The sequence below is a fragment of the Pseudomonas sp. WS 5011 genome (assembly GCF_012985775.1).
In the GTDB taxonomy this organism is placed as follows: Bacteria; Pseudomonadota; Gammaproteobacteria; order Pseudomonadales; family Pseudomonadaceae; genus Aquipseudomonas; species Aquipseudomonas peli.
Window position 1 is genome coordinate 87,260 of the sequence record NZ_JAAQXA010000014.1, and the last position, 14,096, is coordinate 101,355.

Sequence of the window (14,096 nt, forward strand, 5' to 3'; positions counted from 1 at the left end):
CGCCGCTGGCCGCCCATCCACTAACCCTGTGCCGAAAGGTCAGAAAATTGATTTGCGCGCGCCTGATAGCGGCGCGCTTTTATCTGAATGTATTGATCAAGGTATCGAACAAAGAGCGCGCAACTTGAATGACCTGCGCCGACGCGTTGTAGTACTGCTCAAACTTGATCAGGTTGGCCGCCTCTTCGTCGAGGTTAACGCCCGATAACGAGTCACGGTTATCGGTGGCTTGTTTGAGGATCGCTCCGGTGGCTTCGCTGTCTTGCCGCGCCTGGGCGGTCAGGGTGCCGACTCGCTCGACCATGTCACCATAACCGTCGGTAAAGCTAACGCCCGTGCTGATACCCGTCACAGTCGGGTCAACACCGACGGTTTGTTTATTTTGCAGGTCGGCCAGCTTTAGGGCGTTGCGGTTATCGGAGACGCCTGTCTGGTTAAACGCCAAACTGAAGCTGTCACCACTCTCCGGGCGACCGCTTATGGTAAAGCTCACGCGGTTGCCGCCGCCTAAATCCAGCTCGTAGGTATTGGGCTGCCCGGATACGAATGCACCAGCAGGAACCCGGACCAGGCCCGCCGCCGGAGTTCCCGGCGGACTTTCAAATGCACCTGCGCCGTTAAACGTCAAGGTCACCGGCAAAGCCGCGGAAATAGCCGTGGCGTCAATCGGGCTGGTACCGGCGGCGATCAGATCAGGCTGGGTAATCACACCATTGCCACGATTCTGCAACTGAGCCTCGGCCCGCACCGGCGCGGCGAAAGCCAACTGATCGGGCTGATCCAGCGTAGTACTGATGCTAGTCGCGCCCCGCCGGGTAGGTTGTAACAGGTATTTATCACCTGAATTTGGCGCGGCATCCAACGTCAGCTCAAACCCTTGAGCCCGCCCACTCTGGTCGGTAAAGCTCAAGGTCGTGGGATAAGCGGCCGGTGGATTGGGACTGACCACCATTAACTCACCATCACTGAGGCGGCGAGCTTGGTAATTGGTGCCGTCGAACTCCAACCGATAGTCGCTGGTGGTCAGCACGCTGGTATTGGTGATGTTCAGTGCGGGCTGCACATTACTGGTATTAGTCGAGAACGCGCGGGCGCGCAAGGTCGCCAAGGCTGAGTCATTGAAGTCGCCAAACAGCGCCGTACCTACTTGCCCCTTTAGATCCAACCCCTGCCCCAACTGGGTGTTGACTTGGTCTGTCACTGCCAGCGCCAAACGTCCCAGTGAGTTGAGCGTGGGATCAAGACTCTCGGCGCGGTAGCGAATCAAGCCGCCCAGCTCGCCCCCCGTTAGCAGCGACGTGACACCCTGGCGCGCGCCGCCGCTGACAAACTCGACCTCCGCTCGGGTCGGATCGCCCTGACCTGGCACCACTTGCAGGCTGTTGCTGTTGCTACCCACCACCAACGGCTGGCCGGAGCCAACGAACAGGTTGATGGTGTTGTCATCCTGCGGCACGGCGGTCACGCCGATAAAGGTGGATAGCTGACGGATGGCTTCATCACGACCGTCCAGCAGGTCGTTGGGCTGCGCACCGTTGGCGCCGGCAATGGCGATGGCATCGTTATAACTGGCTATCGATGTAGCCAAGCGATTGACCTGATCGGTTACCGCTGACATTTGTTTATTGATGAACTGATTTTGATCATTGATGCGGTCGTAGACCGTGTTAAAGCGCTTGGCCAAGCCTTCCGCTTCCGACAATACTAGTTGCCGGGCGGGAATATTAGCGGGGTCTTCGGCCGCTGTTTGTAACGCCGAAAAGAGCTTTTGCAGAGCCGGCGTAATGCCGGTGGTTGAACCTGCGAGCAACGAATCCAGTTGCTCGATCTGGCTTTTATACGCGCTTACATCGCTGCTGAGCGCCGTGCTGCTGCGCACCTGAGCGCTCAGAAACTCGCTGTAGCTGCGGCGAATGTCGACCAGCGTAGTGCCCGAGCCAATAAAGCCCGCGCCACTGAATTGCGGAACACGCGTGGCCTGAACCGTGTCCTGCCGCGAGAAACCCGGTGTGTTAACGTTGGTGATGTTGTGACCGGTGACCGCCAACGAGGTCTTGTTCGCGGCAAGACCGGACAGGCCAATATTGAGTAAGTCAGCCATGCTTCATCATCCGTTGGTGGACGGCGTACTGACGGCCGCGACTGTTTGATAGGTCTGCATCTGCCGCGCTATCTGAGCAATCTTGCGGGCGTATTGCGGGTCCGTGGCGTAACCGGCTTTCTGCAGCTCTCGGGCGAACTGTTCAGGCTTGTCAGTGCTGGCCAGGGCTTTCTCGTAGCGGCCATTGCCCTGCAGGAAGCTCACAAAATCGTTAAAGCTGTGCTCGAAGGAGTCATAGGCGCGAAACGAAGCGGCTTCCTTGACGGCTTTGCCGCCCTTGAATTCAGTGGTCAGCACCCGCGCCGAATCGCCTTCCCAGGTGTTATGGGTCTTGATGCCAAACAGGTTGTGACTGCTGGTACCGTCCTGCTGACGAATGATCGATTTGCCCCAACCGGTTTCCAGTGCGGCCTGAGCCACCAGGTAACGCGGATCGACGCCAATCTTCTCGGCGGCCTTCTCGGCCATCGGCAACATGGCAGCAATAAACTCATCCTTCGAACCGAACGCGGCTTTGCCCGGCGCCAGCGGTGGTTGAGCAATGCGCCGGCCGGTGATCGCATCCGTGCCGTTGAGCCCCAGCGCGGTATCGGCGGGGGCGGCAAAAGCCTTGGCCGGAATCCAGTCATTCTGTGCCAACGGCTGACCTTCGGCGGCCGTGGCCGAAGGCACGATGCCCGCCAGCAGACGGTCCGTCAGCTTGCCCGGCAGAGACAGGCGCCGTTGGTTGATCAATGAGGTGTCGTCGCGCGCACTGTCGACCTTGGCCAGGGGCTTGCTGGGTGCGCTCGGCACCGGCTCATCCACCTGAGCAAACGGGTTAGGCCGGCTGCTCGCATCCTTGATCTTCGACATCTGCCGCACCAGCACATCGGCCAGACCGATGCCGTTCTGATGATTGGACAGGGTCACCGACAGCTGTTGGTCGTGCATGTCCTGATAGGTTTTGCTCTCGCTGCTGTTCATGAAGTTGCCTTCACCGAACACTTCGTTGGCCGAACGCATGGCCTTGAGCATTTCATTAAGAAACAGCGACTCGAACTCCTGAGCCACCTTCTTGATGTTCTTTTCGCTGTCACCGCCAACCTTGAATTGGTTGAGGCGATTGAGATCGTTATAGGCACCACTGTCGACAGTGCTGGTGCCGCCGAGCAAACCGGCTGAAAGGCGAGAGTCCATAGCGTGCGCTCCCTTAAATCACGATCAGATCAGCCTGCAGAGCGCCGGCTTGTTTCAGCGCCTCCAGGATGGCCATAAGGTCGGAAGGCGAAGCGCCCACCTGATTCACCGCACGGACGATTTCATCCAGCGTGGTCCCCGGGCCGAACTTGAACATCGGCTTGGCTTCTTCTTCGGCATTCACCTTCGAGCGCGGCACTACCGCCGTCTGGCCGCCCGACAAGGCATCCGGCTGACTGACAATCGGGTCTTCAGTAATGGTCACAGTCAGGCTGCCGTGGGTCACAGCAGCAGGTTGTACGCGCACGTTCTGCCCAATCACGATGGTGCCGGTACGCGAATTGATGATGACTTTGGCCACGGCCTGGCCGATTTCAACTTCGAGGTTTTCCAGAATCGACAGGTAGTCCACCCGCTGACCCGGATCAAGTGGCGCACTGACGCGAATCGAGCCGCCATCCACTGCCTGCGCCACACCGGGGCCCAGCAGTTCGTTGATATGGTCGACGATATTCTTCGCGGTGGTGAAATCCGGACGGTTGAGGTTGAGGGTCAGGGTGTTGCCCTGATCGAAACCGCTAGGCACCGGACGCTCGACCGTTGCCCCGCCGGGAATGCGCCCCGCTGACGGTACGTTGACGGTAATCCGTGAACCGTCGCCGCCTTCGGCGTCAAACCCACCGACCACCAGATTGCCCTGAGCAATGGCGTAAACGTTGCCGTCGATCCCCTTCAGCGGCGTCATCAACAGGCTGCCGCCACGCAGGCTTTTGGCATTACCGATGGAGGACACGGTGATGTCGATGGTCTGCCCGGGCTTGGCGAACGCCGGCAGGTCAGCATGGATCGACACTGCAGCCACGTTCTTCAACTGCACGTTGCCACCCTGCGGCACCTTGATACCGAACTGCGCCATCATGTTGTTGAAGGTCTGTACCGTGAACGGCGTCTGGGTGGTCTGGTCGCCGCTGCCATTAAGACCGACCACCAGGCCGTAGCCGATCAGCTGGTTAGAACGCACGCCCTGGATGCTGGCCAGATCTTTCAAGCGCTCGGCCTGCGCCAGCGACGCCATCAGCATGGCCGCAATCACCACTAGGTATTTAGGAAGCGTCATGGTGGCCATCCTCAGAACGGCCACATTGGGCTAATAAAGAAACGACTCATCCAACCCGGCTGGCTGGCATCAGCGAAGGCGCCAGTGCCGGAGTAGGTGATGCGTGCATCGGCAATACGGGTCGAGGACACGGTGTTGTCAGTGGCGATATCATCCGCGCGCACCAGGCCGGCAATCCGCACCAGTTCATCGCCGGTATTGAGGGTCATCCACTTTTCACCGCGTACCAGTAACACGCCGTTAGGCATCACTTCGGCCACCGATACGGTAATCGATCCGGTAAGGCTATTACTTTGCCCGGCAGCACCAGAGCCATCCGCCGAACGCGTGGCATCGAAGCTGGCATCCAGGCCTAGGGTGTCATTGGTCATGCCCAAAGCACTAAGGCCTGCCAGTGGATTTTTCGGTGCCACAGTCATACCGAACAGGTTAGGTACACCGAGATTAGCGGAGCTGTCTTTGCTGATTTGGCTGTTGCTGTTCTTGCTGGCCTGGGTGCGCTCATTCAGGGTGATGGTGATGATGTCACCCACGCGGTAAGCCTTGCGATCACCGAACAGACCATTCTCAAAACCGGCTTGATAGATCGAACCGTTGTTCTGCGCGGCCGGCAGCGGTGTACGTGGCATCACAGGCGCGTAATAGGGATCATCCGGCTTAGGCGCGGGAGCCATGCAGCCGCTCAAAGCCAAAGGGCCAAGCAGTGCACTTATGATTATCAGCCGGTTCATATCTACTACCTCATGCGTTGCCTGGGGTGGTGCGCAACCTGAGCCACCAGTACCCGTTCAAGCGATTCCTTGCCATATCCAAAGCCGAGCCTGTCGCTGAGCGACTAACCCGCCTTACCTATCAGAGATTCTGCGAAATAAAGCCAAGCATCTGGTCAGCGGTGGAAATGACCTTGGAGTTCATTTCATACGCACGCTGCGTGGTGATCATGTTCACCAACTCTTCAACCACGCTGACGTTGGAGTTTTCCAGGGTGTTCTGCAGCGTGGTGCCCAGGCCGTTCAGGCCCGGTGTACCGACTTGCGGCGCGCCGCTGGAAGCTGTTTCCAGAAACAGGTTGTTGCCTATGGCTTCCAGCCCCGCCGGGTTGATGAAATCTGCGGTCTGCAGGTTGCCAACGATCTGTGGCTGCGGGTTACCGGCTGTGGTGACTGACACAGTGCCGTCTTCACCCACGGTAAATGTGCGCACCTCGTTGGGCAGCACAATGGCAGGCTCCAAGGCATAACCGTTGGACGTCACCACCTGGCCATCGGAGTTCAGGTGAAAGCTACCGTCGCGGCTATAGGACACCGTGCCGTCCGGCAGCAGCACCTGGAAGAACCCCCGGCCATTGATCGCCATATCCAGTGGCTGCTCAGTGGTTTGCAGGCTACCGGCGGTGAAGATCTTTTGCGTGCCGACCACCCGTACACCCGTACCCAGCTGCAGACCGGACGGCAGTTGGCTGTCCTGACTGGATTGGCCACCCGGCTGACGACGGATCTGGTATAGCAGGTCCTCGAACTCGGCGCGATCACGTTTGAAGCCCGTGGTTGAAACGTTGGCCAGGTTGTTGGAAATAGTGGTCAGGTTCATGTCCTGGGCGGACAGACCGGTCTTGCTGACCCACAGTGCCGGAAGCATATCGATTCTCCTCGGGCGCCGTTTTAACGGCGCCGCGTGCTGATAATTAGGTCATCTGCAAGACGCGCGCCATGGCCGACGAATTGTCTTCGGCGGTGCGCATCATCTTCACTTGCAATTCGAATTGGCGTGACAGCGAGAGAATTGCTGTCATCTCTTCCACTGCATTGACGTTGCTTGACTCGAGAAATCCCGAAGTGATTTCCGTAGTGGCGTCCGCCAACACTGGGCCTTGGCCCTTGAAGCGGATCAGGCCGTCAGTGCCCTTCTCCATTTGCTTGAGATCTGGGTTAACCAGTTTTAGACGGTCTACCTCGGCCAACACATTGGGCGCCTCACCCAAGGCACGAATGCTGATGGTGCCGTCCTTGCCAATTTCGATTTTCTGCTCTGGCGGCACCGCAATCGGCCCGGCGTTGCCCATCACCGGCAAGCCATTGCCGGTACGCAACACGCCCAGGGCATCAACATTCAGGCTGGCGGTACGTACGTAGGCTTCGCTACCGTCAGGTGCTTGCACGGCTAACCAACCTTTGCCACCAATCGCCACGTCCAGATCACGTCCCGTTTCCTGCAGGGAGCCTGGAGTGAAGTCAGTACCCGGGCGTTCGCTCATGGCATAAACCCGCGACGGATAACTGTCACCAAAGATCGGCATGGAACGCGCCTGCTCGAAATCCCGACGGAAACCATTGGTGGTGATGTTCGCCAGGTTGTTGGCGTGGGCACGCTGGGCCAGGGTGTTGTTGTGGGCGCCAGTCATGGAAACGTACAGCATCTTGTCCATGGTTATTCTCCGAGTGGGCTTGCCGCCCCGCTGCTCTATGCAAGTTCTAAAGCAATGGCTGTGCCAGCACTCAAAAAATAAATATAAATAATTGATTTATATGTAATTTATAAAATAAAAAGGCTCCGAAAGGAGCCTTCTAAATGCCAGCGCGGCGTACTTTTGCCGCCCGCAACAGGCACGCGCCTGCCGCAGGCAACACCTATCAACGCAGGTTGATAATGGTCTGCGTAATCGCGCTTTCGGTTTCGATGGTCTTGGCGTTGGCCTGGTAGTTGCGCTGCGCCACGATCAGATTGACCAACTGATCCGACAACTCGACGTTGGAATCCTCCAGCGCACCCGATTGTAAAGCACCCAGCGTACCAGTTCGTGGCGTTCCTACCACTGGTTCACCCGAGGCAAAGGATTGCACCCAAGCCGTCTTACCTACTGGCGTCAACCCCTGGACGTTGGCGAAGTTGGCCAGGATCACCTGACCTTGGACCCGCGATTGACCATTGGTGTAACGGGCGAAGATCACGCCCGTGTCATCGATCTCCAGACCGGACAACTGGCCAGTGGTGAAACCGTTTTGACTGACGCTGCTAACGGCGAAGGAGCTAGCATTCTGGGTTGTACCGCGAGGGTCGAAAGTGATGTTATCGGTACTGCCCAGGGCACCGTTCCAGACGAAACCAGTGGGTGAAGCACCGGTGGTATCAATAGTGGCCGGAATCCAGCCATCCCCACTAGCGGTACCATCGGTGTCGGAGGCAAAGGTGATTTCATTGGTCAGCGGGTCAATGGAATAGCCACCACCTACAGTACCGCCCGCAGTATCGGTAATGCTACTCAGCTGCCCCGACGTGTCGAATACCACGCTGAAGGACATTGGCGTCTTGGTCGCATCCTGTGGATCGAGCGGGTTCAGACCATCAATCAGAACATGCATGACCCAGCTATTCTGCCCACCAGCGGGCACTGTAGCGGTGGCATCATCCTTGACAAAGTACTGGGTCATCACATGAGAGTTACCCTGACTGTCATAGATATTCAACGAGGTCGAAGAGTTGTACGTCAGCGGGTCGGTAGGGTCAAAAGTCGGTACCGCCGACGTGCCGGCATTGCCCGGGCGCACATTGGTGGAGTTGAGATTGGCCACCTGGGCGATCGTCGAAGTGGCCTGAGGCTGCTGACTAGCCGTCTGAATTCGCAGGTCATCCACGATGCCATTCTGCAAGTTACCGTTGGTATCCACGGTGTAACCCTGCAAACGATAACCAAAGTTGTTGACCATATAGCCGTCGCGGTCGGTACCGAAATAACCGGCGCGGGTGTAACTCACGTCACCATTGTTGCTGGTCTGGAAAAAGCCGTTGCCATTGATCGCCAGGTCCAGAGCATTCTGCGTGTAGTTGATATTGCCCTGATTGAAAAGCTGCGACACCCCCGCCAGCAACACACCACTACCCTGGGGATTGGAACCTGTACCCAGCACGGAAGCGGCATACACATCGGCAAATTCAGCACGCGACTGTTTGAAGCCCGCAGTACCGGCGTTGGCGATGTTGTTGCCGGTCACGTTGAGGTCGCTGGTGGCGGCACGCAGACCGCTCAGACCGATATTGAAACCCATAGAAGACTCCTTTGCCGGACAGCCGGCGGCTATAACCTGGCTAAAACCTGTTAATTACTGACCGATCACCTGGACTTGCGACATTGGCACGCTGCCGAGTCCAGCCAGGTTCAACATCAACTCTTTGCCGCCTAGGGTCACACTGTCGACGTTAGCCGGCAGCATGGTGTAAAGCCCCTTGGTGCCGTCGGCGTAGGTAGCCTGCGCCTCGAACTTGTATGTGCCAGGCGGCAACAGATTGCCGCTGGCATCCTTGCCGTCCCAGATAAAGCTGACATTACCGGCCGCCTGCTCACCCAAGTTCACACGCCCGACCGCGGCACCGGCCTTGTCGTAAATGTTGACGTAGACGTTGCTGCTGCTCGCCGGCAGCACCAGGCTGGCTTTAAAGCTCTCGCTGGTATCAACCACGGCTTTTTCGCTTGGGATAATCACCTTGCGCCCCACCAGCGAAGAGGCCTGCAGCGCCTGAGAAGACTGATACCCCGTGAGCAGCGAGCCCATGCTGGTATTCAACTTCTCGATCCCCTCCACCTGACTGAATTGCGCCAGCTGGGCGATAAACTCGCCGTTGCCTTGCGGCTCCAGTGGGTTCTGGTTATTCAACTGGGCCACCAGCAAGTTAAGAAACTCGTTCTTGCCCAGGTCTTTGTTCGTCTTGGTTTCGTTCTTGATCTGGTATTGATCCAGTGCCGAACCAGTCACATCGCCAACAGTACTCATCGGTCTGCGCTCCTTATCCGCTGGCTTACTGACCCAAGGTCAATACGCGCTGCATCATCTGCTTGGCGGTATTCATCATTTCGGTATTGGTCTGGAATGCCCGGCTGGCAGAGATCATGTCAGCCATCTCCTCCACCACATTGACGTTGGGGTAGTACACATAACCGCCAGCATCGGCCGCCGGATGATTCGGCTCATAGCGCGGCATCAGGCTGCTTTGATCTTCGACCACACCCAGCACCTGCACGCCTACGCCAGCTTCATCCTGCTCGGCAAACAGCGAGCCACGGTCGCCGTTCTGCGCGGACTGGAACATGGTGGCGAATACCGGATGGCGCGCGCGGTAGGTTTGATCAATGCTTGAAGAAACCGATTCAGCGTTGGCGATGTTGCTGGCGATGGTATTCAGGCGAGTGCTCTGAGCGCTCATACCGGTTCCGGCAATGTTGAACACACTAGCTAGTGACATGGCATCAGGCTCCTGTTATTCGCCGCGCAGGGCGTTGACCAGCCCTTTGAACTTACTGTTGAGGAAAGTGAAGCTGGCCTGGAACTGCACCGAGTTCTCGGCGTAGTTGGATTGCTCGATCTGCAGGTCCACAGTGTTCTGATCAATCGACGGGCTGAAAGGAATGCGGTACTCCAGGCCGGCATCACCGCCGGCCACCCCCTCGGCAGCAATATGCTGGCTATCTGTACGGTTCAGGCTGACCGGGCCGCGCTGGCTCTTTGCACTCTGCTCCGCCAGCACATTGGCAAACTGCAGATCACGCGCCTTGTAGTTCGGCGTATCCGCGTTGGCGATGTTGTTGGCCAACACTTCTGCGCGCTGAGCGCGAAAGCCCAGTGCTTGTTCATGGATGCCGAGTGCCCGATTGAAACTGATGCTCATGGTCTAAAACCTTTGCCGGTGGGTGGTGCGCCTTTCCGTGCAAGACCATAAGCAATGCTTGTGCCATATTAATTTTTACTTATTTATCAACTGCTTAATTGATAAATGGGACGCCGAGCGTGGCAAAGCGGCAATTGCTTTCCGCCTATGGGCAAGCAGACGGCAACGAATCTCGGTCGATTGCCGCACGCCCGATCACTCACAGCCAACTGCCACATTGGCCGCGATGACTCAAAGCAAATCACCTCACCCGCTGGCAGACGCTCACTTGCACCGTCCGTCAGGCAATTCGCAATCAACCACACACAGTTTTGACAAGCATTCTCATTAACATTAGTATCCTTCGCACTAGCCACTGCCCTGCCACGAGCCTTAACCATGTACGTGTGTCTCTGCGAAGGTATTACTGACGGTCAGATCCGCGAAGCCATCTACGAAGGCTGCTGCAGCTACCGTGACGTGCGCGCCACCCTGGGTGTTGCGAGCCAGTGCGGCAAATGTGCTTGCCTGGCCAAACAAGTGGTACGCGACACCCTAAGCGAAGTACAAAGCAGCCAAGCGGCCATGGCCTACCCGGCAAACTTTGTTGCCGCATGAATTTAGCGCTATAAAAAACCGGATCTAGCGTCCGGTTTTTTTATGCCTAAAATTCAACACCTTAGCGCCCAAGCGCAGAACTTAAGCATTCGTATTCATATTAATTTTAACTTTAAATTCAAATACTTAGGTTTGACAGCCGAAAACCATCGGCCCAGAATTTGACGCTAACTCCCCCTGCAAGGCAGACGCAGACATGAAAGGCGACAAGAAGGTCATCCAGCATCTGAACAAGATCCTCGGTAACGAGCTGGTCGCGATCAACCAGTACTTCCTGCACGCACGCATGTATGAAGACTGGGGCCTGAAGAAACTCGGTGAGCACGAGTATCACGAGTCCATCGACGAGATGAAGCATGCGGACAAGCTGATCAAGCGCATCCTCTTCCTCGAAGGCCTGCCAAACCTGCAAGACCTCGGCAAGATCCTGATCGGTGAAAACACCAAGGAAATGCTCGAGTGCGACCTGAAGATTGAACACAAAGCGCATATCGACCTGAAAGCGGCGATTGCCTACTGCGAAAGCATCGGCGACTACGCCAGCCGTGAACTGCTCGAAGAAATTCTCTGCTCGGAAGAAGACCACATCGACTGGCTGGAAACCCAACTCAGCCTAATCGAAGCCGTAGGCCTGCAGAACTACCTGCAGTCGCAGATGGACGAATAAGCGCAAACCACTGCGCCATAAACAACAAACCCCGCACTTGGCGGGGTTTGTTGTTTATGGCGCAGCCGAATTAAGCGCTGGCTTTCTGCACGGCGTCCTTGATCAGGGTCTGCAGCTCACCCTTATCAAACATTTCCGCGAGGATGTCGCTGCCGCCGACCAGTTCACCGCCCACCCACAGCTGTGGGAAGGTTGGCCAGTTGGCATACTTCGGCAGGTTGGCGCGGATTTCAGGGTTTTGCAGGATGTCGACGTAGGCGAATTTCTCGCCACAGGCCATCACAACCTGCGCAGCTTTGGAGGAAAAGCCGCACTGTGGAGCGTTCGGCGAGCCTTTCATGTACAGCAGAACGGTGTTATTGCCGATCTGTTCTTTGATAGTTTCGATGATATCCATTGGGCACCTCAGGACTTAACTTCCCGACTCACGGGTCGGCACGGTGGCGGCATTGTAACGAAAAGCCGAGCGTGATGCTCGGCCTTCCCTGCCACTTTCCATGTGCCGAATATCGCCTGGTCAGGCCGCCTCAACCTGCACCGGCACACCGTTCAGCGCCGCATTACCGGACAAGGCGTCGAGTTGTCGCTCATCGGTCAGGTCATTGGCGCTGGCACCTGGCTGTTCACTGGCGATGCTCATCTGCACACCGGGACGCGCATGCCCCCAGCCATGCGGCAGGCTGACCACACCCGCCATCATGTCCTCACTGGCAGCCACTTCCACTTCGATGACCCCGACCCGCGAACGCACGCGCACCAATTGGCCATCGGTCAGCCCCCGTCGGCTCAGATCCACCGGATGCATCAGCAGCTGATGGCGCGGCTTACCCTTCACCAAGCGGTGATAGTTATGCATCCAGGAATTATTACTGCGCACATGCCGACGACCAATCAGCAGCAGCTCATCCGCCTTGGCAGCAGGCTGCGCGGCAAAGCGTTGCAGATCAGCCATGATCACCGCAGGTGCAGCTTGAATCTGCTTATTGGCGGTTTTCAGACGACCGCTCAGGTTGGGTTTAAGCGCCCCTAGGTCGAGCCCATGCGGGTGCTCACGCAGCGCAGCCAACGACAGTTTATGTTCCGACTTGTCGCCGTAACTACCAAACCGCAGACCCATGTCGATCATCTGCTCGGGGGCCATGGTCGGTTTCAGCTCCACGCCCGTCTTGGTGGCAAAGGCCTTGGCCAGACCGACGAAGATTTCCCAGTCATGCAGCGCGCCGACAGGTTTGGCCAGCACCGCTTCATTGAAGCGGGTGACATTGCGCACCGCGAACATATTGAACGTGGTGTCGTAGTGATCATGCTCCAGCGGCCCAGTCGGCGGCAGGATCAGGTCGGCATAGCGGGTGGTTTCATTGATGTAGAAGTCGATGCTGAGCATGAACTCCAGACCATCCAGCGCCTGCTCCAACTGCCGGCCATTGGGTGTGGACAACACCGGATTGCCAGCCACCGTGACCAGCGCGCGCACCTGCCCTTCGCCCTCGATAAGCATTTCCTCAGCCAGGGCCGAGACCGGCAATTCGCCGCCGTATTCCGGCAAGCCGGATACGCGGCTCTGCCAGCGATTGAAGTGCCCACCGGAAGTAGAGGCCACTAAATCCACGGCCGGCTCGGTGCAGAGCACGCCGCCCACTCTATCGAGGTTGCCGGTGACCAGGTTGATCAACTGCACCAACCACTGACACAGCGTGCCGAAGGCCTGGGTGGAGACGCCCATGCGCCCGTAGCAGACCGCCGATTCAGCAGCGGCAAAGTCCCGCGCCAACTGGCGAATCGTCTGTGCTGGCACGCCGCATCGGGCGCTCATGGCTTCGGCGGTAAAGCCGGCAATCGCCTGTCGCACCTCATCCAGCCCGTCGATCGCCAGGTGACTGGCGCTACCTAGGTTTTCTTCAAACAGGGTGTTGAGCAGGCCAAACAGCAGCGCAGCGTCCTGGCCTGGGCGGACGAATACATGCTGATCAGCAATCGCCGCGGTTTCGCTGCGGCGCGGGTCAACCACCACCAGCTTGCCGCCGCGTTTCTGGATGGCCTTCAGACGCTTTTCCACATCCGGCACGGTCATGATGCTGCCGTTAGAGGCCAGCGGATTACCGCCGAGGATCAACATAAAGTCGGTGTGGTCAATGTCCGGAATCGGAATCAGCAGGCCGTGACCGTACATCAAGTGACTGGTCAGGTGATGCGGCAGCTGATCGACCGAGGTAGCGGAATAGCGGTTACGGGTTTTCAGCTGACCAAGGAAGTAGTTGCTGTGGGTCATCAGGCCGTAGTTATGCACGCTAGGATTGCCCTGATAGACCGCCACGGCGTTCTGCCCATGCCGCGTCTGGATCACGCTCAGGCGCTCGGCCACCAGCTCGAAGGCTTCATCCCAGTCGATGGCCTGCCACTCATTACCAACCCGGCGCATAGGCTGACGCAGGCGGTCGGGATCGCTCTGGATGTCCTGCAGGGCTACTGCCTTGGGGCAGATGTGGCCACGACTGAAGCTGTCCTGGGCATCGCCCTTGATCGAGCGAATCTGCGTGGAACCGTCGTCCTGCACTTCGGTTTCAATGGTCAGGCCACAGATGGCTTCGCAAAGATGGCATGCACGGTGGTGGAGGGTCTTGGTCATGGCCGGGCCTCTTGTTTTAACGCGATGCGCTGAGCACCGTAAAGGCATGACTATGGCGGCTGGTGCTGACCTGCGCCAGCAGGGTTCGCTACGTGAATTGCGCGGCATCAGGTCAACCGATATACCGCTCAGCGTGCGCCGACCCGCCCTG

The 14,096-nt window shown here is 57.8% G+C and carries 14 protein-coding genes; 2 read left to right on the top strand and 12 right to left on the bottom strand.

Translation table 11 applies throughout. The features are described from left to right. Positions 1-79: 79 nt before the first annotated feature. The 10 genes from flgK to flgB form a co-directional block, all read right to left on the bottom strand. Positions 80-2,101, bottom strand: coding sequence for a flagellar hook-associated protein FlgK (gene flgK / locus HBN63_RS15490; protein WP_170050056.1), 2,022 nt, complete (start codon positions 2,099-2,101; stop codon positions 80-82). A 6-nt stretch (positions 2,102-2,107) separates the two neighbouring features. Then, positions 2,108-3,280: a flagellar assembly peptidoglycan hydrolase FlgJ gene (gene flgJ, locus HBN63_RS15495; protein ID WP_090248269.1), complete on the bottom strand. Its 1,173-nt coding sequence runs from the start codon at positions 3,278-3,280 to the stop codon at positions 2,108-2,110. Between the two features lie 13 nt (positions 3,281-3,293). Continuing rightward, positions 3,294-4,397, bottom strand: a complete 1,104-nt coding sequence (locus tag HBN63_RS15500) for a flagellar basal body P-ring protein FlgI (protein ID WP_090251112.1) — start codon at positions 4,395-4,397, stop codon at positions 3,294-3,296. Positions 4,398-4,408: 11 nt separating this feature from the next. Next, complete coding sequence (gene flgH / locus HBN63_RS15505) at positions 4,409-5,128, bottom strand: flagellar basal body L-ring protein FlgH (RefSeq protein WP_170050057.1); 720 nt, start codon at positions 5,126-5,128, stop codon at positions 4,409-4,411. Between the two features lie 121 nt (positions 5,129-5,249). Further along, positions 5,250-6,035, bottom strand: coding sequence for a flagellar basal-body rod protein FlgG (gene flgG / locus HBN63_RS15510; RefSeq protein ID WP_090248273.1), 786 nt, complete (start codon positions 6,033-6,035; stop codon positions 5,250-5,252). A 46-nt stretch (positions 6,036-6,081) separates the two neighbouring features. Beyond that, positions 6,082-6,822: a flagellar basal body rod protein FlgF gene (locus tag HBN63_RS15515; protein ID WP_170050058.1), complete on the bottom strand. Its 741-nt coding sequence runs from the start codon at positions 6,820-6,822 to the stop codon at positions 6,082-6,084. A gap of 205 nt (positions 6,823-7,027) precedes the next feature. After that, the gene (flgE, locus tag HBN63_RS15520) at positions 7,028-8,440 is read right to left on the bottom strand and encodes a flagellar hook protein FlgE (RefSeq protein ID WP_170050059.1); all 1,413 of its coding nucleotides are present in this window, start codon (positions 8,438-8,440) and stop codon (positions 7,028-7,030) included. A 54-nt stretch (positions 8,441-8,494) separates the two neighbouring features. Then, a complete protein-coding gene (gene flgD, locus HBN63_RS15525; RefSeq protein ID WP_160085065.1) occupies positions 8,495-9,163 on the bottom strand; it encodes a flagellar hook assembly protein FlgD in 669 nt (222 codons plus the stop codon). A gap of 25 nt (positions 9,164-9,188) precedes the next feature. Continuing rightward, positions 9,189-9,632, bottom strand: coding sequence for a flagellar basal body rod protein FlgC (gene flgC, locus HBN63_RS15530; protein ID WP_090248278.1), 444 nt, complete (start codon positions 9,630-9,632; stop codon positions 9,189-9,191). 15 nt (positions 9,633-9,647) lie between these two features. Next, the gene (gene flgB, locus HBN63_RS15535; protein WP_170050060.1) at positions 9,648-10,055 is read right to left on the bottom strand and encodes a flagellar basal body rod protein FlgB; all 408 of its coding nucleotides are present in this window, start codon (positions 10,053-10,055) and stop codon (positions 9,648-9,650) included. Positions 10,056-10,433: 378 nt separating this feature from the next. Between flgB and HBN63_RS15540 the strand changes: the two genes are divergently transcribed. Both HBN63_RS15540 and bfr read left to right on the top strand, forming a co-directional pair. Beyond that, positions 10,434-10,652 carry a bacterioferritin-associated ferredoxin gene (locus tag HBN63_RS15540; RefSeq protein WP_170050061.1) on the top strand — a complete coding sequence of 73 codons (219 nt, stop codon included), beginning with the start codon at positions 10,434-10,436 and terminating at the stop codon, positions 10,650-10,652. Between the two features lie 196 nt (positions 10,653-10,848). After that, positions 10,849-11,319, top strand: a complete 471-nt coding sequence (gene bfr / locus HBN63_RS15545; protein WP_090248283.1) for a bacterioferritin — start codon at positions 10,849-10,851, stop codon at positions 11,317-11,319. 70 nt (positions 11,320-11,389) lie between these two features. Here the strand turns inward: bfr and grxD are convergent, their stop codons facing one another. Further along, complete coding sequence (gene grxD, locus HBN63_RS15550; protein ID WP_090248284.1) at positions 11,390-11,716, bottom strand: Grx4 family monothiol glutaredoxin; 327 nt, start codon at positions 11,714-11,716, stop codon at positions 11,390-11,392. Between the two features lie 120 nt (positions 11,717-11,836). Beyond that, positions 11,837-13,945, bottom strand: a complete 2,109-nt coding sequence (locus HBN63_RS15555) for a molybdopterin oxidoreductase family protein (RefSeq protein ID WP_170050062.1) — start codon at positions 13,943-13,945, stop codon at positions 11,837-11,839. Between the last annotated feature and the right edge of the window lie 151 nt (positions 13,946-14,096).

Excerpts from the sequence above, each read along its gene's own strand:
- flgK (WP_170050056.1), bottom strand. The coding sequence starts at position 2,101 with ATGGCTGACTTACTCAATATTGGCCTGTCCGGTCTTGCCGCGAACAAG.
- flgJ (WP_090248269.1), bottom strand. The coding sequence starts at position 3,280 with ATGGACTCTCGCCTTTCAGCCGGTTTGCTCGGCGGCACCAGCACTGTC.
- HBN63_RS15500 (WP_090251112.1), bottom strand. The coding sequence starts at position 4,397 with ATGACGCTTCCTAAATACCTAGTGGTGATTGCGGCCATGCTGATGGCG.
- flgH (WP_170050057.1), bottom strand. The coding sequence starts at position 5,128 with ATGAACCGGCTGATAATCATAAGTGCACTGCTTGGCCCTTTGGCTTTG.
- flgG (WP_090248273.1), bottom strand. The coding sequence starts at position 6,035 with ATGCTTCCGGCACTGTGGGTCAGCAAGACCGGTCTGTCCGCCCAGGAC.
- HBN63_RS15515 (WP_170050058.1), bottom strand. The coding sequence starts at position 6,822 with ATGGACAAGATGCTGTACGTTTCCATGACTGGCGCCCACAACAACACC.
- flgE (WP_170050059.1), bottom strand. The coding sequence starts at position 8,440 with ATGGGTTTCAATATCGGTCTGAGCGGTCTGCGTGCCGCCACCAGCGAC.
- flgD (WP_160085065.1), bottom strand. The coding sequence starts at position 9,163 with ATGAGTACTGTTGGCGATGTGACTGGTTCGGCACTGGATCAATACCAG.
- flgC (WP_090248278.1), bottom strand. The coding sequence starts at position 9,632 with ATGTCACTAGCTAGTGTGTTCAACATTGCCGGAACCGGTATGAGCGCT.
- flgB (WP_170050060.1), bottom strand. The coding sequence starts at position 10,055 with ATGAGCATCAGTTTCAATCGGGCACTCGGCATCCATGAACAAGCACTG.
- HBN63_RS15540 (WP_170050061.1), top strand. The coding sequence starts at position 10,434 with ATGTACGTGTGTCTCTGCGAAGGTATTACTGACGGTCAGATCCGCGAA.
- bfr (WP_090248283.1), top strand. The coding sequence starts at position 10,849 with ATGAAAGGCGACAAGAAGGTCATCCAGCATCTGAACAAGATCCTCGGT.
- grxD (WP_090248284.1), bottom strand. The coding sequence starts at position 11,716 with ATGGATATCATCGAAACTATCAAAGAACAGATCGGCAATAACACCGTT.
- HBN63_RS15555 (WP_170050062.1), bottom strand. The coding sequence starts at position 13,945 with ATGACCAAGACCCTCCACCACCGTGCATGCCATCTTTGCGAAGCCATC.